This is a genomic window from Nostoc sp. ChiSLP03a, from assembly GCF_034531215.2.
In the GTDB taxonomy this organism is placed as follows: Bacteria; Cyanobacteriota; Cyanobacteriia; order Cyanobacteriales; family Nostocaceae; genus Nostoc.
Genome location: NZ_JAVRBQ020000028.1, coordinates 26,629 through 46,855, shown reverse-complemented (window position 1 = coordinate 46,855; position 20,227 = coordinate 26,629). Strand labels below are relative to the sequence as shown.

The 20,227-nt window shown below is 42.2% G+C and carries 15 protein-coding genes; 8 read left to right on the top strand and 7 right to left on the bottom strand.

Features of this window, described 5'->3' with window-relative positions; genetic code table 11:
* Positions 1–142: 142 nt before the first annotated feature.
* From RMY32_RS03675 to RMY32_RS03660, 4 genes are all read left to right on the top strand, one after another.
* The gene (locus tag RMY32_RS03675; protein ID WP_322711443.1) at positions 143–811 is read left to right on the top strand and encodes a dienelactone hydrolase family protein; all 669 of its coding nucleotides are present in this window, start codon (positions 143–145) and stop codon (positions 809–811) included.
* A gap of 273 nt (positions 812–1,084) precedes the next feature.
* On the top strand, positions 1,085–1,705 hold the full coding sequence (locus tag RMY32_RS03670) for a GDSL-type esterase/lipase family protein (protein ID WP_322711442.1): 621 nt from the start codon (positions 1,085–1,087) through the stop codon (positions 1,703–1,705).
* Positions 1,706–1,843: 138 nt separating this feature from the next.
* On the top strand, positions 1,844–2,842 hold the full coding sequence (locus RMY32_RS03665) for an aldo/keto reductase (RefSeq protein ID WP_322711441.1): 999 nt from the start codon (positions 1,844–1,846) through the stop codon (positions 2,840–2,842).
* A 25-nt stretch (positions 2,843–2,867) separates the two neighbouring features.
* Complete coding sequence (locus RMY32_RS03660) at positions 2,868–4,748, top strand: ABC transporter ATP-binding protein (RefSeq protein WP_322711440.1); 1,881 nt, start codon at positions 2,868–2,870, stop codon at positions 4,746–4,748.
* Positions 4,749–4,898: 150 nt separating this feature from the next.
* On the opposite strand, the gene RMY32_RS03655 is transcribed toward RMY32_RS03660, so the two are convergent.
* The 6 genes from RMY32_RS03655 to RMY32_RS03630 form a co-directional block, all read right to left on the bottom strand.
* Positions 4,899–7,049, bottom strand: coding sequence for a tetratricopeptide repeat protein (locus RMY32_RS03655; RefSeq protein WP_322711439.1), 2,151 nt, complete (start codon positions 7,047–7,049; stop codon positions 4,899–4,901).
* Entirely contained in the window at positions 7,006–8,352 is a 1,347-nt protein-coding gene (locus RMY32_RS03650) for a P-loop NTPase fold protein (protein WP_322711438.1), read from the bottom strand. The genes RMY32_RS03655 and RMY32_RS03650 overlap by 44 nt, the downstream gene beginning before the upstream one ends.
* A gap of 1,010 nt (positions 8,353–9,362) precedes the next feature.
* A complete protein-coding gene (locus RMY32_RS03645) occupies positions 9,363–10,814 on the bottom strand; it encodes a hypothetical protein (protein WP_409882189.1) in 1,452 nt (483 codons plus the stop codon).
* Between the two features lie 358 nt (positions 10,815–11,172).
* Positions 11,173–12,012 carry a hypothetical protein gene (locus RMY32_RS03640; RefSeq protein ID WP_322711435.1) on the bottom strand — a complete coding sequence of 280 codons (840 nt, stop codon included), beginning with the start codon at positions 12,010–12,012 and terminating at the stop codon, positions 11,173–11,175.
* A 676-nt stretch (positions 12,013–12,688) separates the two neighbouring features.
* Positions 12,689–14,968: a pentapeptide repeat-containing protein gene (locus RMY32_RS03635; RefSeq protein WP_322711434.1), complete on the bottom strand. Its 2,280-nt coding sequence runs from the start codon at positions 14,966–14,968 to the stop codon at positions 12,689–12,691.
* A complete protein-coding gene (locus RMY32_RS03630) occupies positions 14,961–15,986 on the bottom strand; it encodes a zinc-dependent alcohol dehydrogenase family protein (RefSeq protein WP_322711433.1) in 1,026 nt (341 codons plus the stop codon). The genes RMY32_RS03635 and RMY32_RS03630 overlap by 8 nt, the downstream gene beginning before the upstream one ends.
* A 456-nt stretch (positions 15,987–16,442) precedes the next feature.
* Between RMY32_RS03630 and RMY32_RS03625 the strand changes: the two genes are divergently transcribed.
* Both RMY32_RS03625 and RMY32_RS03620 read left to right on the top strand, forming a co-directional pair.
* Positions 16,443–17,123, top strand: coding sequence for a HEAT repeat domain-containing protein (locus RMY32_RS03625; protein ID WP_104905234.1), 681 nt, complete (start codon positions 16,443–16,445; stop codon positions 17,121–17,123).
* A 75-nt stretch (positions 17,124–17,198) separates the two neighbouring features.
* Complete coding sequence (locus RMY32_RS03620) at positions 17,199–17,765, top strand: phycobiliprotein lyase (protein WP_322711432.1); 567 nt, start codon at positions 17,199–17,201, stop codon at positions 17,763–17,765.
* Positions 17,766–17,968: 203 nt separating this feature from the next.
* On the opposite strand, the gene RMY32_RS03615 is transcribed toward RMY32_RS03620, so the two are convergent.
* A complete protein-coding gene (locus tag RMY32_RS03615) occupies positions 17,969–18,472 on the bottom strand; it encodes a 2TM domain-containing protein (protein ID WP_104905232.1) in 504 nt (167 codons plus the stop codon).
* Between the two features lie 306 nt (positions 18,473–18,778).
* Here RMY32_RS03615 and RMY32_RS03610 point away from each other — a divergent pair, with 306 nt between their 5' ends.
* Together RMY32_RS03610 and RMY32_RS03605 are read left to right on the top strand one after the other, a co-directional pair.
* Positions 18,779–19,495, top strand: coding sequence for an ROK family protein (locus RMY32_RS03610; RefSeq protein ID WP_322711431.1), 717 nt, complete (start codon positions 18,779–18,781; stop codon positions 19,493–19,495).
* A 92-nt stretch (positions 19,496–19,587) separates the two neighbouring features.
* A complete protein-coding gene (locus tag RMY32_RS03605; protein ID WP_322674768.1) occupies positions 19,588–20,142 on the top strand; it encodes a peptidoglycan-binding domain-containing protein in 555 nt (184 codons plus the stop codon).
* Positions 20,143–20,227: the final 85 nt, after the last annotated feature.

Genomic DNA, 20,227 nt, shown 5'->3' with positions numbered 1-20,227 from the left:
GAGATGAAGAGGACAAGGGGGACAAGGGGGACAAGGGAGAATTATTAAACAAGTTTCTTCTTTATCTCCCCCCTCTTCCTTGTCTTTTACCAATGCCTCATGCCCCATGGCCCATGCCCAAATTAAATTAGGAGTCATAACAATGCCTGTTGAACAACGCTCTCATAACACTAACAATGGTTCCTTGCCTTATCTGTTCTCGCCTGTTTCTAACAATGCCAACAAACCTGCACCCTTAGTACTTTTTCTGCATGGAGGACGCGATCGCGGCACGGATTTGAATGTGCTACTGAAATGGGGTCTACCTCGTTTCGTAGATTCATCCGACTCGTTACCTTATGTCTTCGCTGCACCCCAAATTCTGCCCGAACAGACTTGGGTAGATCGAGCAGACGATGTGCTTGCTTTGCTTGATGAACTGATTGTTTCCCAACCCGTCGATCCAGGGCGGGTGATATTGGCTGGGTTCAGCTTAGGCTCGGCGGGTATCTGGCATATCGCTGCTTTACATCCCGATCGCTTCGCAGGTTTGGTACCTGTGTCTGGACGTGTACCAAAAACATTAACAGAAAGCGAACTAGCTGCACTCAAAAACATTCCCGTTCAGATATTTCAAGGTGGACAGGACAAAAATCTGCCGATTGAGGATACGGAGCATTTTGTTGAGCGTTTACGCAAAGTCGGGGGGAAAGTCGATTTGACAATATTGCCCGATGGCGATCATTTTATTGCAGATGAAGTATACGGCGATCCGAAGTTACAACAGTGGCTAATTTCCCAGAACCGTCGTGAAATTTCTGTAGTCGCTTGAGGTGAAATGTTCAAAAACTAACTTGCAATATTCTCTGAGGTAGGCAGCGTTCTGCCTGCCTAACATAACAATATATTAATATCTTCTAGTAGTTTGCCAACCCAAAAATGCGGATGAAGGCTGGGGAAAGGTTAAAGGTTAAAGGGGAAGGAATAAAACAGCTTTAACCCTTACCCTTTTCCCGACTTGCGTCACGAAAGCGAACTACTAGAATCATGGACATAATGCTTCTCAAGCCAAAACCGAATTTTTTCGGCAAAATTTAGTTGAATTATGTCAGATTCTCGCAAAGAAATCAGAATTTGTTTTATTGGTGAATCCTTTGTCAATGGCACAGGCGATCCAGAGTTTCAGGGTTGGACAGGTAGAGTGTGCCGCAATGCTGAGTCAAGAGGATACGCTATCACCCATTACAACTTGGGGGTGCGGGCAGAGACAAGTCGGTATCTCAAACAACGTTGGTACTCGGAAGTCTCCTATCGTCTCCCAAAAGAATCTGATGGTCGAGTAGTGTTTTCTTTTGGGGCAAACGATTCAGGATGGGCGGGTAAACAGCAAGGAATCGAAATTTCAGAGTCGATCGCAAATGCTCGCAGTATCTTAAGCCAAGCAAAGCAACTCTATCCGATTTTGATGGTTAGTCCGCCACCCTGTGGTGATGTCGATCAAGAAAAAAGAAATCAAATTCTTGCAAATCTCTCACAGGAATTCGCATTGGTTTGTAATGAACTAGATATTCCATATCTTGATGTGTTTTCTCGTTTGCTGAAGTCACCCATTTGGCTAGCAGAAGCAAAAGCCAATGACGGCGCTCACCCAAAAGCTGATGGTTATGCACAATTTGCTGCGATCGTCCAAAACTGGGAAGGTTGGTTAAATTGGTTCACACCTTAAAAATACCGACATCGTTATCTTATTGGCTAATTATGGCTGAGTTGATATATATCGCATAGGGTTTTAGTTTGGCGTTAGCGAAGCGCACGTCGCATTCTATTTAAAAATTTTCACACTTTCTCAATTAACAATATCTCTATGACCTTACCAACTACTAATCTTGGTAAAACTGGATTGACCGTTTCGCGTCTTTGTCTCGGTACCATGACCTTTGGTTTACAAACCGACGAAGAAACTTCTAGGCAAATCCTCGACACCGCCGCCGATGGCGGAATCAACTTTTTGGATACAGCCGACGTTTATCCCCTTGGCGGCGGACTAGCTACTGCGGGACGCACCGAAGAAATCGTTGGGCGCTGGCTCAAAGGCAAACGCGAACATTTTATTTTGGCTACCAAGTGCGTTGGTCGAGTTGGCCCTGCACCTTGGGATCGGGGGGCTTCCCGAAAACATATTTTAGATGCGATCGATGCTTCCCTGCGACGGTTGGAAACTGATTATATCGACCTGTATCAGTTGCACTCCGATGATGCTTCAACTCCCCTTGATGAAACTTTGGAAGCGCTGGATGCAGTGGTTAGTGCTGGTAAGGTGCGCTACATCGGGGTTTCTAACTTCTTAGCCTACCGACTTGCTCGCGCTTTGGGTCGTGCTGAGACGCGCAATCTAACCAAGTTCGTCTCAATTCAGCCCCGTTACAACCTGTTATTCCGCGAAATTGAGCGAGAACTATTACCCCTGGCGAAAGAAGAAGGATTGGGTGTAATTTCTTACAATCCTTTGGCGGGTGGTCTACTTACGGGTAAACACAATTTTACTCAAGGCCCCACATCAGGTACGCGTTTTACGTTAGGTGCTGCCGCAGAACGTTATCAAGAACGCTACTGGCGCGATCGCGAATTTAATACTGTTGAAGATTTACGCACGGTAGCGGAACTCGCCGGATTGTCCCTCACCACCTTAGCAGTGGCTTGGGTTTTATCTAATCCGATTATCACTGCCCCGATCGTTGGCGCTAGCCGTCCAGAACAACTTGCTGACAACCTCAAGGCGGTAGAAGTAAAACTTGACGACAATTTGAAACAAAAGTTAGACGACATAACCGCCGAATACCGAAGAGGAGATTCTCTTCGTTAGAAACTAGGGACGCAACGAATAACAAATGACAAAAAAAGCTAGACAATCTAAATCCTTTCAACGTGCCCCTGATGCACCAGATTTGCCATCAACTCCATTCAGGTTCATTTGCTATTTCGTTAACCAGTTTCGCTGGTGGTATGTGCTAGCAGTTATCTTGGAGATTATACACGCAACTTGCGGGATTATGTTGCCTTATGCTATTGGCGAGATCATCCGGGGCGTGACGCGATCGACAAGCGACAGCAAGCCCATTTTTGATGCCATGAAGCAACCCTTGATGTTGTTCATCGGCTTGAGTGTCGGTGAAGTGGTATTTGGGCGCTCGGCTGGACTCTTGCAAACGATTCTCCATCCCATCCACCGACAGCACATTGTGCGATCGCTATATGCCTATTTACAGCACCATTCACATCGCTATCTGAGCAGCAGTTTTTCTGGGGCATTGGCACATCGGATTAGCGAAACTTCTCTGGGTGTTACCCAGACGATGCAAATGATGATTACTGAATTTATGCCAGTAATTGTTGTGTATTCCGTTGCCACGACAATACTGTATCGCGCCTATCCTCCACTGGCTGCACTTGTGGGAATATGGGCAGTTCTTTTCATCAGTATTTCGTTTTGGCTGGCTACTCGCTGCCGATTTTATTCCCGGAAAGCCGCAGCCGCCAGAAGTGAGACAACTGGCATCATTGTAGATACAGTCACAAATCTCACTAGTAGCCGACTGTTTGCTCGCTTTGGTTTTGAACGACGCTATTTAAATGAGCAATTAAGGCGCGAACTCAAACACGTGAGAGAATCCAACTGGTACTCGGAGCGAATTCGCTGGTTTCAGTTCATCTCAGCAGCTATTCTAAAAATTAGCATTTTATATTACTCGCTCTCTCTCTGGAGTCAAGGAAAGATCGCTGCTGCTGACTTCGTTGTTGCAACCAGCCTGTCGCTATTGATTATCAGTGAAGCCCGGAATTTGAGCCGCCGCTTTCTAGAATTTTTTGAACATGTTGGGAATGTCGCCAATGGTGTTTTAACTATTATTCAACCCCACGAGTTAATCGATCGCGAAAAAGCGATCGCCCACCCAATCACCCAAGGTAAGATTGAGTTTCGGCGGGTGAATTTCAACTACACAGAAGAGAAGAAAGTTTTCAACAACCTTTCTGTCACCATCCAAGCGGGACAGCGTGTCGGATTGGTGGGCTTGTCCGGCTCTGGAAAATCCACCTTTGTCAATCTGATTTTGCGTTTATTCGACCCACAATTTGGACAGATTATCATTGATGGGGTCGATATTCGAGATATGACTCAAGATGCCTTACACGCTCAAATCAGCTTAATTCCCCAAGATCCGTCTCTGTTCCATCGCACTTTGCTAGAAAATATTCGTTACGGACGCTTGGATGCAACCGATGAGGAAGTGATGGAAGCTTCGCGAAAGGCTCATGCTCACGATTTCATCGTCCAAAGCAAGGATGGTTACAATTCTCTGGTAGGCGAACGTGGCGTTAAGTTGTCTGGGGGGCAAAGACAGCGCATTGTTATCGCGCGCGTAATTCTCAAAGATGCGCCGATTCTGATTTTAGATGAAGCCACCTCTAGCCTCGATTCAATTACCGAAAAAGCGATCCAAGATACCCTCGACTTAGCAATGAATGGCAAAACGGTGATTGTGGTAGCTCATCGATTATCTACCATCGTCCATCTAGATCGGATTTTGGTGTTCGACAAAGGTCGAATTATCGAAGATGGTTCCCACGCAAAACTGCTGGCACTCGGCGGCGCTTACTATAGATTATGGAAAATGCAAGCAGGTGGATTTCTACCGGAAAATCTCGACGAGGAACGCATTCGCGAGGTTCGCACTGATGCGGATAACGTCGAAAAGGGAATGATTGCTTGACAGGTTGAAGCTGGACTTGCTGACATCATACTCATTGTAACTTTTAAGGATAACTGGAGAAGGATCGCTCTCCCAAACCAATCAAGCAAACGCGATTCCTGCGGACAGCTTCGCTAACGCCCTTCCCCACAAAACCCAAAATGCGATCGATTACTCCTCACTATTGATTATTGTCTCCTTCAATTCCTCCACTGTTGTCCCTGATATCTTCGCTACCTCCCTCAATAAATCCTCATCCTGGGTAGTTTGATAAAAACGGGCAAGATTACGCAACGAAATACCCAAACCATGCTCGTCATTAAACTCAGTTGTAATTACCAAATCTTGTAGGTAATTGGCTTTTGCTTTCTCTAACTCTCCTAATTCTTCTGCTACTTTCCCAAGCTGATAGTAAGTGCTAGCACTGGAATAGCGATCGCCAAATTCGATATATATTTCCAGGGCTTGTTGATAATAATCCCGTGCCTGGTCGTATTGGCGCAACTCTTCGGCAACCCTTCCCAACTGGTGGTAAATCCTAGCAGAGTTATAGCGATCGCCAAATTCAATTGCGATTTCCAGAGCTTGTTGATAATAATCCCGTGCCTGGTCGTATTCCCGCAACTCTTGGGCAACGATTCCCAAATTGTGGTAAGTGCTAGCACTCGAATAGCGATCGCCAAATTCGATATATATTTCCAGGGCTTGTTGATAATAATCCCGTGCCTGATCGTATTGGCGCAAGTCTTGGGCAACGATTCCCAACTGGTGGTAAGTGCTAGCACTCGAATAGCGATCGCCAAATTCGATTTTGATTTCCAGGGCTTGTTGACAATAATCCCGTGCCTGGTCGTATTCCCGCAACTGTTGGGCAACGATTCCCAAATTGTGGTAAGTGCTAGCACTCGAATAGCGATCGCCAAATTCGATTTTGATTTCCAGGGCTTGTTGATAATAATCCCGTGCCTGGTCGTATTGGCGCAACTCTTCGGCAACGATTCCCAAATTGTGGTAAGTGCTAGCACTCGAATAGCGATCGCCAAATTCGATATATATTTCCAGGGCTTGTTGATAATAATCCCGTGCCTGGTCGTATTCTCGCAAGTCTTGGGCAACGCTTCCCAACTGGTGGTAAGTCCTAGCAGAGTTATAGCGATCGCCAAATTCAATTGCGATTTCCAGAGCTTGTTGATAATAATCCCGTGCCTGGTCATATTTGCGCAACTCTTGGGCAACATATCCCAACTGGTGGTAAGTGCTAGCACTGGAATAGCGATCGCCAAATTCGATATCTATTTCCAGGGCTTGTTGATAATAATCCCATGCCTGGTGGAACTGTCGCATATTCAGAGAGACATTACCTAAATAAAACAAGGAATTGGCGACAGCGGGACGATTTTTCTGCTCTTTGGCAATATCTAAAGCTTGTTGATGATAGCTGTTTGCACTTTCAAACTGTCGTTGCTGCTGATAGCTTTCACCTAACCGATTAATGACTTCGATTTGTAAGGAATAATCAGGAAATTGCTTGGCAATTTTCCCAGCTTTTTCTAAATACTCTCTAGCTTGGATTGGTTTGCGCTGACTTAAATATGCTTTGCCCAATTCATTTAAAATATTACTGCAATTGCGGAGATGTTCTGGGCTGGGTATTTCTCCAGTTGGGTTATATTCCATCAACAAGCCATGTAATAAATCGATACGTTCTTGTTGTTCTGGTGTTGGTAAGCGTTCTATATTTATGTCTGCATTCAGAGTATTGGCAATTGCCCTCTCTCTACTCAATTCTGTAGTTTTAAAGCGAAATAAACCTGATTTCCAAGCCCAAAAATCAGGTGCAAATTTTGCTAACCGCGAAATCGCATAATCTGGCAAGATAAATAAAAGCGGATGGGGTACGGTTTGACGATAAGAATCGCGGACGAAGTTTAAATCCTGTAGAACTGGTGGATAATCACCAAAGACACCAATTGATTTTTCTAAATTCCGAATTAATAAAACAAGTTTTTTATTTGTTTCTTTAGTAATTTTGGCTAATTGCTCCACCAATTCATCCCGCAGAAATCGCAAATTATTCTCAGGAAAATCTAAAACCACAAATTGGATTTCTTCACATTGAGGATTCTGTTCCAATCCAGCAATTAATAAATCTATATCAGGTGTAAAGTTAATTTCAATAAAACCTAACGTAAATTTTTCTGCAAAATCGACAAATGTCACCAATTCAGCAAATTCATCTTTATTATAGGCAATAAATTTACCTATTTCCGCTTGAAGTTCACTGTTTTTGTGCTGATTGGAGAGCTTGTTGGAAGAACTCATTTCGCTTCACCACTGGATTTGGATAATTCCACCGTTTATCACCGTTATATTCCAATACGGAAGTATTAAATAACATTAATTGTCCAATTTCATCTTTGCTGACATTTTTAGTTAAGCAAACCTGAGCCAAATGAGCGTAATGTTCTTCAGGAATAAACCGCTCAAAACTAAATTGTTGCTGTTTAACTGCATATTCTATATCTTCGGAGATAATCTTTGCGTGTTTTCGGGTACTCGCTGTTTGACATGCAGAGCGCATCATTTGCATTAACTGGCGCACATGTCCACCACTTGCTTTTGCTAGTTCTAATAATTGATTACGGCTCTCGAAAATTGCATCAATATCAACCCGCTTTTCAATTACACTTGCCATCGCATCTAAGCCCGTCTGATTATAATCTAAATCGCATTTATGCCGTTCAAATTCATAGATATTAATCATCGGCACAATATGAGGATTACCATCAAATTGATTTAGGGGATTTTTCGGCGAACAAAGAATTGAAATTGGTACTGTATAAATAATTGTACAATTTAATTCCTGCATCTGAGCCGCATAATCAAAGAACAAATGTTCTGCTACCACAGGAGGAACCCGATCCAAATTATCGAAGATAATTAATAAACCTTTACACTCAGGAAATTTTTGTCGCAATTTTGTGTAAGCGTCGATTAATAACAGATTAGTATCAGATTTGAGGCGAGATAAATCTTTTTCTAGAGTTTGCCGAATAGTTGTCTTTTGCTTGTCCGAGCCTTTAATTTGTGCCAGCAATTTCACCATTAGTTTGGCAAGAAATGGCGCTGTAGGGCTGAGAGTTGCTTCTGCCTCAACGTTGACTGATTTTTCGACACTTTGCTCGTTTTCTTGAGTAATGTCTTTAAACCATGATTCAAAACTTTTTAATAAATCTTGATTAAAAGTCAAACCTAATTTTCGTAATTCAAATTCAACTTGTTTAATTACAATCAAATATAAATCTGTATACCGGGTATCATTAATATCTGTCTCTTCGTTTGCTTCCAAATAAATAACCCGATAATTGTTTTCCCAAAGACTCTGAATTTTTTTTAACTCCGTACTTTTTCCACAACCGCGATGTCCGGTAAATAAAATTGTTGTAAAATCACCTGCTTCTTGAAAATCCAAAATTGTACTGACATTATCAATAGCCGAAGTTTTCCGCACCAGCGACAGATCGACATAATACCGTTCCATTTCTGCTGGTTCAAGCGGCTCAACATTACAAGCCAAAAAAGCCGCTTTAAGAGTATTTGCACGCTGAAAACTTGAGTGAGGCATTCTTTTGAGCAGATAACAATCACCAACTTTTAAATTTTAAGCGATCGCCCATCAAATTTAGCAAATACAGCTATAGGACTCATAAAACTCCGCGCGGAAGTTCGGAAATTAGTTATGATTCCTACAATCATTGCACCCCAAAGAGCCAAAGCTATGCTTTGTCTCCCCTTTTCTTGGTATCAACACTCGTAACTCGCTTAACCTTGAACACTAGTTGCCAAAATTGAAGCGTTTGCAACAATTACTTGTTCATGTATAAGAAAGGTTTAAGTATTTCCAAGAAAGGTATAAGCAGTTGCTGCAAAGACTTCATACTTTGCAACAATTACTTGTTTATGTATAAGAAAGGTTTAAGTATTTCCAAGAAAGGTATAAGCAATTGCTGCAAAGGTTTCATGCTTTGCAACAATTACTTGTTCATGTATAAGAAAGGTTTAAATCATTGCAACAATTGTTGTAATGAACTTATGAGTTGCTTTATAGTGCGTCACTTCGGCTACGCTCAGGACAAGCTCAGTGAGCGTCGTAGATATCGCAAACCGTCTCCATGAGCATAGCTTGGCGCAGACAGCATCAATTCTCGCTAATTACTGCTGTAAGTCAACCTGGTACAAAAACAGAAAGAGGTATATCCCAGTTTTATTTTGTACTGAGAGAATAACTGTCATGGCGATCGCGCAGCGTGTCCCAGACAAGCAATTGCATGGACTAGTTCTTAGTTGGAGATTTTGCGATTGCTTCGCTTCACTCGCAATGACATACAAAAAAGTGGGATGCTCTTAGAGGATGTTTGAAAAGTTTTATTCTCGGTAACAAAACGTTCTAGATCCCCCTAAATCCCCCTTAAAAAGGGGGACTTTGATTCCGGTTCCCCCCTTTTTAAGGGGGGCTAGGGGGGATCGATTAGTGCCTAAAATCACAGCCAACCACTTTTCAAACAACCTCTAATAATTATCTCACCTCATCGTGTGTGCCTGCGATCGCAATTAGTGAGAAAGATTGAATTTACATTAACAGTGTTGTTGTTTTTTGAACAGTGACAACAGCAAACACACCAGTCCCATTACTAACAATGGCACTGAAGAAGTAGGTTCTGAGACAGGCTGAGGGTTTTGCACAGGCTGATAATTGGTAAAATTTCCTTGAATTGGGCTGAGTGATGCCAAAAGTTGCTCAATATCACTAGATATATTGGTGTCATTACCAACACTTTTAGAAGAGATCAGGCGGTTGAACGTTTGGCTACTCGATTTATCAAAATCTCCTGTGAACCCAAGAAAATTTTGACCTATTTTACCTATCAGAGAGTCAATCAGATTGTTAACATCAGTTTTTATCCCAAGTGGGGATAACTTTAAACTGCTGAGATTATTGACGTTTCCAATCGTTGTATTGTCAGTCTTTGTTAACCAATTGCCATTACCAATAATTTCATTTCCATTGGTAAAAACCCAGTTCCCATTACCAATAATTGTATTATCTTTACCAAAGTCCCAATTACCGTTTCCAATGGTTGCGTTGTCACTGCCAAAGTGCCAATTACCATTACCTAATGTTGAATTATTACTGCCATCGTCCCAATACCAGTTGCCATTACCAAGAGTTGTGTTACTCTTTCCAAATAGCCAGTTGCCATTGCCGATGGTTGTGTTGTCATTATTAAAGTTCCAGTTACCATTGCCAATGGTTGCGCTGTTACTGCCATTATCCGAGTTAAAATTACCAATAGTTGCGTTATTACTACCAGAGTCCTTATTACCATTCCCAACCGGTGCGTTGCTCTGATTAAAGGTTTGGCTACCTGAATTAGATGTATTTCCACCGTTACTAAAGGGTATATTGTTACTAAGGACTTCTTTCAACGGATCGAAAGGTGATTGTTGAAGCAGACTTCCCGCACTTGCGATCGCATTACCACCACCTGGAATCGCATTACCACCGCCTGCAAATGGGTTACTACCACTTGCAAATGGGTTACTACCACCTGCAAATGGGTTACTACCGCCTGCAAATGGATTACCACCGCCTGCAAATGGGTTACTATCACCTGCAAATGGGTTATTTCCTTCTGCAAATGGGTTAGTAGCGCCACTTGGAATCGCATTACCGCCTGCAAATGGGTTAGTAGCGCCACTTGGAATCGGATAACCACTGTTTGCAAAAGGATTACTACCTCCTGCCAATGTGTTGTCAATACCTTTGAAAAAGTTATCACCTAAAATTGACTTTAATCGATTGAAGATTAATTGCTGAAGCCCACTGCCAGCATCGCCTGCAAACGGGTTAATACCGCCACCTGGAATGGAATTGTTACCGTTACCTAATAACAGATTGCTACCCGTCAACGGGCTACCTTCAGGAGACAAACTGCTATTGGTAGCAAAGGAACCAACGCTGTTAGGGACACCTGCACTTAAGGGATTAACTCCACCATTAAAGGGATTGACAGCAGACTCTTCCATTGGCACTAATTTTCCTATTTTTAGTTAAAAAGTTATGGAGACTTCAGTACTTCTTATAAGAATTATGAATTTGCTAAACCCAAAATATCTCTAAAATAAAGGCTTTAATCATTTTCCTGTCAAACTAACAGAAAATATTGCTTAAATCCTTAGCTGTAAAGAGTTCCAGGACGTAAAATAGCAAACTAGTACAATAAGGCAGAAGGCACATCACCGATAATACACGCTTTTGAGCTTTATCGAATGATATGTTTATTTGCGCCAAACTGTACTAGCATACTATGTACTGAAAGAACTCATTATTATTCCCTCTATTTATCTGCTCATTTTTGCAAGGATTCTATTAAGCGAACGAGATTCATTGACCACCAAATGATGGAATTCCTCCTCCACTAACACCACCAAATGATGGGATTCCTCCTCCACTACCACCAAATGATGGGATTTCTCCACTACCACCACCAAATGATGGGATTTCTCCACTACCACCAAATGATGGAATTCCTCCTCCACTAACACCACCAAATGATGGGATTCCTCCACTACCACCAAATGATGGGGTTCCTCCACTACCACCAAATGATGGGGTTCCTCCACTACCACCAAATGATGGGATTTCTCCATCGCCCAGTTCCTTATCAAGCTTTGAGGCAACTAGCTTGTCAATAGTAACCCTCAAATCAAACCCGTTCGGTATTTCACTTGTGCTAATACCATAAGTCTGGCTACCAGCACCAGTCAAAGGGTCGCTGCCACTACTTTGGTTCCCCCCGCCTGTGGATGGGTTTGCACCGCCTGCGGATGAGTTACTACTGCCACCAGCACCAGTCAAAGGGTCGCTGCCACTACTTTGGTTCCCCCCGCCTGCGGATGGGTTTGCACCGCCTGTAGATGGTCTACCACCGCCTGCAGATGGGTTGACACCGCCTGCAAAGATATTCCAGAAGTTGTCACCAGCGAAAGGATTACCACCATAGGCTAAATCAGGCTGACTGCCACCAGCGCCACCAGCAGCAGCGCCACCAAATGAGCTACCGCCACTTTCTCCATTACCAACACCACTGAATATTTTGGGGAGGTCTTTCTCAGGAACAACTTCTTTCAAGCGACCGAAGGGTGATTGTCCAAATTGTCCAATCGCATCGTTCCCACTAGTAGAGGAGTTACTGCTACCACTATTACTTGAATTGTCTGCCATTAGAATTAATCCTCATTATTGTTTTGATAAAAATTTTGCTAGTATCACAACATAAAATAGACTTAATTTTTGTCTAGTTCATGACTATTTTGTTGTCTTGATTGTTAGCAAAACTAGTTAGTAGCTATGAAATTACTAGATTATCTTTGTTAAGTTGAGATAATCAATTTTTAATTAATGCTACCTATTGACACTTACAATTTATATGATTTAAATTAGAAGCACAATGAAAAATGTTTTGATATTTTTATCAAAATTGTAGATAGTTTTAAACAATAATTAAAAAAATTAACTGATAGACATGTTTGTAATTAGGTAGAAATAAACAGACTTAAACTAAAATAAAATCTTTGCGATCGCTTCTCTACGAGAGGCTGCACGAACGTTTAACTCGCAATAACGTAGTTATGAATTTTCCCGCCTACTTACCTATAACAAAAATTAAACTTGGTTAAACATTATCTAGCAATGAACAATCTTTTGATAAATTTACCAAATTTTTAGATATTTAATTAATTTGCGTTTAACCGGGCTTCTATTACTTTTAGTCGATGTAATACCCAATTTATCGGGGGATTGAGTGTGGTATAAAACGTTTTGTTACCGTCCAAAGAACTTTGAAAACATCCTCTTAGCACCACTACAAAGTGTAGCGAAAAAAAGTTCAGTACAGGAATTACTTCAGATAAATCAGCAAATTCAATCCCGGAATTGTGCGGGAAAGTGTCCACAAAACTAGTGTGATGTAAATGACACCCAAACTCCATTGATACCAAGCAAGTGCAGAGATGATGCCAGGTAGGTGTTCGTCTCGCAGGCGAATGTCGTTAAATCCTAATTTAACTAGATTGTTGAGACTAAAATCATAATAGTTGAGCCAGTTCCAACGGCGATCGCCCAATAGAGGCATATATCGTTCTCGAAATGTCTCATTCCTTGGTATCACTGGCAAACGTCCAATCAATAATCGTAACTGGCGAAATGTGCCGTCTTCTGTGAAGTAAGAAACGTCCATTAAGTCATGATAACGACCTTGTTGGTAAAGTCGGATCGATAAAGCCATTGGGACGGGAACAAGAATAATGAAAAGACATCCCAACGTCAGCCAAGGTTGTTCGGCATTGCGAAAAATCGCTAGTAAGCTGAAGAATTCTAAAACGCTAAAACTGACTAATATCGAAATGGTTTCGTAAAATGTGGGAATAATTGGTACCGGATGCAGCCGACGATAGCGATCCACTAGCCAAAATAGTAGCCCGAAATAAGCGATCGCTAATCCTCCCACGCCAAAAACTAACCAAAAATTTGTCCCATAGCCACTCAACAATAACAATACACTCAACGCCAACCAACTCCAAGCTAGCAATAACCACCCAACAATAGAAAGGGTTTCGCCAACAATTAAGCGATGTCTAGCGACAAGCCGTTGCACGTCTACGCTTAGTTGGGTATATTTTTCTAAATCGATGTCTGCAATGGTGAGTAACTCACTACTGTTACGAAAGGATTTTACCAGACGACGCTGGGCGATCGCTTGGGCTTGAGTTGCAGAAAAACCCAAATTCATCAAACTTGCAACAGTTGCACTATTAATATTTGTAGCCGTCAAACGATGCCCAAAGTCGATTAATCGCAATCGTTGTTTTGTGTATTCTAGTTTATTAGCATCGGCAACTTGCTGTTGCTGACGAAAATTTTGCCCCAAATTCCGCAAGACGTTTTGATTACCTTGCAATGTTGGGATGCAGAACATCTGACCAATCTCACCGGGATTACCTAAAATTTTCGCTTGGTTAGAGTTAAAAGTTAAACCAGGTACGCTTAAACAAGCCTCTTTAGCAAACTTGGTATCACTAAAATCTGCAAGGTTAAGAATGTTCGCACCTTGCAGATTTATCAATAGGTTAAACTTCGCTTCTCGGAAGCTTACACCTTGCTCAAAAGTCGCTTCTGTTAAAAGAATAAACTGATTAAAACCTGCTTTAGTAAATTGGGCTTGACTGGCAAAATCCACTTCCGAAAAATCAGCATTTCCTTGCCATTGGACACTACTAAATTTAGCCAACTGTTTAAAAATTGCTTGGTTAAAGTTGGCAGTTGTCTCAAAGATACTACCTTGAAAATCAGCCAGTTCCCGAAATTTAATTTTTTTAAAGTTAGCTTTTTCAAAAAATATACTGCCCTGAAAATTGCTTGGTTGCTGGAAGTTAGCACTGGTAAAACTAACAGGACGAGCAAATCTGGTTTGAGTCCAGTCAGTAGGTTGGAGAAAAGTTGCACCTTGGGCATCAACAGACTGAAGAAAAAAAGTATTGGAGAACTTCACTTCGCCGTTGAAGCGAGTTTGCATCAGTGTTAAGACACCACGAAAGACGGCGATTTCACTAGCTGGGGTTGACTCTGTTCCCAGAAGCGATCGACAATCTTTAGAATTGGGTAAAGCGTAGGCGTAGCCCGTCGTAGACATCGCGAGTGACTCTAGACAAACAAAGCGCAAACGTTCTAGTTTTTCTTGTTCGGTAGCGGTGAAAATGGGTGCAATGGCTTTTGCATATAATGGTGTTCTTAAACCCAAATCGCTGCCGACAAAATCCCCCAGAATCAAAGCATAGCTGAGGTCTAAACCCAAAGGTTTTGTACCGAGTTCTTTTCGCAGCAGTTGGTAAAAAGCATCACGAAAGCTGGCATTTTCTGGGCGTAAATCGATCGCCATTTTTTGCAAATCTACGGTTAAATTCCCTTCGCGGAGTGTCGGTGTGCGTAGTCGTTCTTGCAACAATTCTAGGGTTAAGGGTGTGCGTTCTGGTTGTGTTTGTGCTGCCGAAGCTGGTAAGGGGAGGAAGAGTAAAACGCAAAGGAACGCTAAGGGAAGCGCAGAGGTACGCCAAGAAACTCCTCTGTGTACCTTTGCGTTTAACCTCTGCGTGCCTTTGCGTTTAAAAGATAAATTATGCAAATTGTTTCGATCGTTCGTCACTAATCAGCAGAACAATTTTACCTGCCACAGACCCGTTTTCAATCAGTTGGTGGGCTTTAGCTGCTTCTTTTAAGGGAAATTTGTGACTCACATGGATTTTTAATTTGCCTTCATCGATCCAGGTGGCTGATTGTTCGAGAATTTCTGCATGATGGTGGAGACTATCTTGTAATCCTAGCAAGGCTGGTGCCAACATGAATTCTAAACCAATGCGGAGGTTGCGAGTTCTAGCAGTTTTCCAAACAGTATTGGCATTTGGTTCGAGAATTGTGACAATATCGCCATAGACTCGCACTGCGGGGAAGGTTTTGTGAAAGGTTTCGCCACCTACGGTATCAAAAGCCAAGTCTACGCCTTCGCCATCAGTCCAATCTAATACCGCTTGCACAAAGTCTGTTTGTTTGTAAAAAATTACATTATCCGCACCAAGTTCTTTGACGAAATTAGCTTTTTCTTCAGAACTGACTGTGGTGGAAACAGTAGCACCTTTGAGTTTCGCCAATTGAATTGCTACATGGCCGACACCACCAGCACCAGCATGAATCAAAACCCGTTCCCCAGGTTCTAATCGTCCCCGTTCATATAAAGCTTCCCAGGCGGTGATTAATACTAAAGGCGCTGCTGCTGCTTCGGCAAAGGAGATAGAGGCGGGTTTACGTGCCACAAACCGCTCATCGACAACGGTATATTCAGCGTAATTTCCTTGGTGTGCGCCCAAGCCACCATAGCAAAAATATACTTCATCACCTGCGCGAAAACGCTGAACGCCAGCACCCACTGCTTCAACAATACCTGCACCATCACATCCTAAAATTGTCGGCGTGCGATCGGGGTAGAAACTGCCTCGACTCCGAAGTTTAGTGTCAATGGGGTTAATGCCAGCCGCCACCAAACGCACTAAAAGTTCAGTATTCCCGACAGGAACAGCAGGGTTTGGCACATCCTGCACTTGTAGAACTTCGGGATTGCCAGCTGCTGTCATCAAGACTGCTTTCACAACTCTTTCCTCCTGGCTTTAGATGCACATTCTTATGCAACTTTACCGCAAGAGGGTAGATCCAGAGATATTTATAGCAAGGAACTGGGGACTGGTGACTGGGGATTGGGTGAAAAGTCTTGTTGTGTCTAAGTTTTATCATCTGTTAATGTCCTAACCACCAAGGCTTGTGCTATATCAGCCAAAACTGCAATGTCTCCCATGTTTTTAAATATGTGTTCCCTTCTACCTTCTAGCTTGAAAGTGCTGAGTGGCGAGTAAAAATACTAGTAGTCATTCACAAATGTTCCAGGAGTTGCAGTAATAACTCGATTGTTCAACTGGTGTAAGCGCGATCGCTTTTTCATTCATAATTGAGCCATTTTGTAAAGTCGCCAAACTCCTACTTCAGTAGGGCGACAGCCTGATGAACAGATCGGGTAAATTAAGATAAGTAAAGAAAACGCTTTGAACTAAATGGCAGCTCTAAGCTTACAAGAAATTTCTACTCAGCTAGAAAGTCCGAATTTACGCGATCGCATGGTAGCCCTTGCTAATTTGCGTCATGTTGCGGCTGAGGATGCAGTGCCTTTGATTAAAAAGGTACTAGACGATGAATCTTTGCAACTGCGATCGATGGCAATATTTGCTCTGGGAATCAAGCCAACACCAGAATGTTATTCTATTTTGGTAAAAATTCTCGAAAATGACCCTGATTATGGTATACGCGCTGATGCCGCTGGTGCTTTAGGATATTTGGGTGATGCCAGAGCCTTTGAGGTGCTTTCACGGGCATTTTATGAAGATACTGATTGGCTAGTACGTTTTAGTGCAGCTGTTTCTCTAGGTAATATTAAAGACCCCCGTGCCCATCAAATTCTGATTCAGGCATTGGATAGCAAAGAAGTCGTGTTGCAACAAGCTGCAATCTCTGCACTGGGAGAAATTCAAGACATCGAGTCTGTAGATAAGATCCTGCGCTTCGCCCAATCAGATGATTGGTTAGTGAGGCAGCGTTTGGCAGAAGCCTTGGGAAATCTTCCCACTCCCAAGAGTGTCTCAGCTTTAAAATACTTGGAAAAAGACAATCATTTCAACGTTGCTGAGGCAGCCAGAATTGGCCTCAAGAAGCTTGAGGAAATAGGCAATCAAGCTTAACATTAAAGCTTCCTGCTACCTTTTAATAATAATTAAGTGGGAATTTTAGCATTTTGATGCAGGGTAATTTCATTCATGAATATTGAAGAGTTTTTTCAGTTAAGTACTGGTAAATGGTTTTCTCATCGTACTAGTCAACATTTGGCTTTTAACCAATCGGAACATAGCAAGTCAGATATCATCATTGAGACGCTGCCATTAGATCATCCAGAAGCAGTTAAGCTGTGTGAAAGTTACAAGATTAATCCTAGTTCTGCTTCCTGTGCTACCAAAATTACCTGGAACGGCACAATGGACAAGGATCAAACAAAACATAGTGGTTCAACTGTGTTAGTTTCGGTACCTGATGCGGATAATCCTACCCAAGGCGGGTTACTCCGAGAAATAGTTGATGCCACTAAAACTCCAGTTCCCGGACGCTATAAATTTGACAGTGATAATGCTTTGATCTTAACTACAGAGGATGAAAACATATTCTCAGAGGAACGCCTGTGGTTTGCTAGCCCCAATTTGCGAATGCGGGTAAATGTCCTCAAGAGTTTTGGTGGATTTAGCATCACTTCCTTCACTTCTGAGATTCGCATGGGTGGCTTTCCACCCCCTGAGAAGGTTTCCGAGGCGGCTAATTCAGTATCTAGTTAAGTTAGGTCGCAAAATACTCTCCCCGTTTCTGGTTACAGTGTACACACAAGTCGAATTACCCCCCTTAATCCCCCCGATGCATTGGGGAGAAACTTGAAATCTTCCTCCCTCCCCAACACATACGGGAAAGGTTGGGGAGGGGTGATTCAAGGATTTTTGCAAGAGGTCTAGTAAAGATGAGTTAGCGTTAGGGAAAGTTTTGATTAAGCCTGTAATACCTTAAACCACTTATTCAAAACTGTGCTGATGGTTTTCTTAATCTGATGGTTGCGGCTCCATTTTTGGAATGCCATTTCATACTCTTCGCCTTTGATTTGAAAGGTATTCCAGACATCAAGTGCTACAGGCAATCCGCAGAATAGTAAAATGTACAGCGACCAAGAAATTCCGCCACCAGTAATTAAATCAAGCAGTATAAAAAAGCCATTGAAAATTGCATATTTGCTTAAACGCTTCTGAAATCTTCTAATGCGGTAAGCGTCAAAAGCTTTTCGCTGTTGAACTTGGCCCTGTTGTAATACCCAATCGCGCTCTGCTAATTTTAAAGACTCAGGTGAAATTTCTAACTCAGCAGCAATTTCTAATATATGCTCATAAGAAAATTCTGTGTCTTTATCATCTGCTTGACGAGCGATCGCTAAGTGCAGAATTTGTTGGACATCTTCTTGGCTATACGAGCGGATGCTTTGAGGTTCAAACGCCGTCATAATTCTTTCTCTTAATATTACTTTTAATAGAAATTTGCTGCCCGATAGATTTTAAGCAGCTACGCTAGTACTATTTCCATTATTCTTAGATTAACAAATCTAGATGCTGTCCGGCATCGAATGTATGGGATTTTTAACTTTGGGCATAGGGTAAAGAGGCAGAGGGGCAGGGGGCAGAGGGGGAAAATTTACTGCATCTGCCTTCTCTCCACCAATATAAAGACTCTCCAAACATCCAAGATATTATCAAATGCAGCAGAGCATAATTAATAACGAAATAACAAGCATTAACAAGGATGTAACTCAATGGTTGAAGAAAATGGATCGATTCGTACCCTATCGGTTGATATTGGCGGTAGTGGTGTTAAGGCTATGGTTTTGGATATTACGGGGCATCCTGTAACGGAAAGAGCGCGTTTAGATACACCTCAACCTGCGACACCAGAGGTTGTAATTAATGCAATTGTGGTGTTAGCAGCGGCTCAAGGCGAATTTCATCGCGTTTCGGTCGGTTTTCCTGGTGTGGTGCGGTGTGGAGTCACGGAAACAGCGGTAAACTTACATCCAGATTGGATCGGATTTGATTTGGAAAAAGCATTATTAAAACACTTAAACAAGCCTGTACGGGTGATTAATGATGCAGACATGCAGGGATTTGGTGCGATCGCTGGTAAAGGTGTCGAATTGGTGATTACTCTGGGTACAGGGTTTGGTTCGGCTTTATTTGTCGATGGGAAGCTGGTACCAAATATGGAAATGGGACATCATCCGTTTCGCAAAGGAGAAACTTTTGAGCAGCAGTTGGGGCGTGCAGAGTTAGAAAAAATTGGTGAGAAAAGATGGAATAGGCGTTTAGAAAAAGCGATCGCATCCTTGCAACATCTGTTTAATTATGACTACCTTTACATTGGTGGTGGTGAAGCGGTGAGAGTGAATTTACAGCTGCCGTTAAATGTCAAACTCATCCCCAATATCACTGGTTTATTAGGCGGTATTGCTTTGTGGCGAGATGAAAAAAGGTAAAAAGTTTTTCAATATCTACAACTGAGAGTATTAAGCAATATCTAAGGGCGGCCTACGCCTACACGCTGTTTATTCAAGTAAAATAAACTAAAATGAATGAAATTGGCCTGATGATGACGGGCGTGTTAACAATAAGACAAGCATCTGGAACCAATTTGCCACAGCAGCAATTATTTCAGATGGAAAATGACGTAAACCAGTCAAAACAGAGTCAGTTAGAGATAGCTGCTAAAGTTACGCCACCTGAATTTATGCAGACAGATGAGATTTCTCAGGCTTCTCTCTCAACGCTAAAACTAGAAAAAGAACACATACTTCAGAAAATTAGCAAAAAGAATCTGGGACTAATTTCTTCTAACTTCGGTAAACCTAAGAAATCTTTTCAGTATGGAGGTAAAATCCGTACAAAGGCTACAGGACGGTTTCAGAAGTTTAGTAGCCAACCCCTACCGACTCTTTATTTCGGTAGTTCTGGTATTGCTGTCAGAGCCTTACAACAGTTATTAGTGTCTAACGGTTATGCTGTGAGAGTAGATGGGATTTTTGGCGCACTAACAGAGACTGCTGTCAAAGCCTTTCAAAACCAGCAAAATTTAGGTGTAGATGGAGTAGTTGGTCAACGAACTTGGAGTGCGTTGACAATTTAGTGAGGAGTTAGGAGTTATGAAACTTCGTATTATTCATAATTCCTGATTCATTTATGAAAATCTGAGAAAAAATCACTTTTGTAAA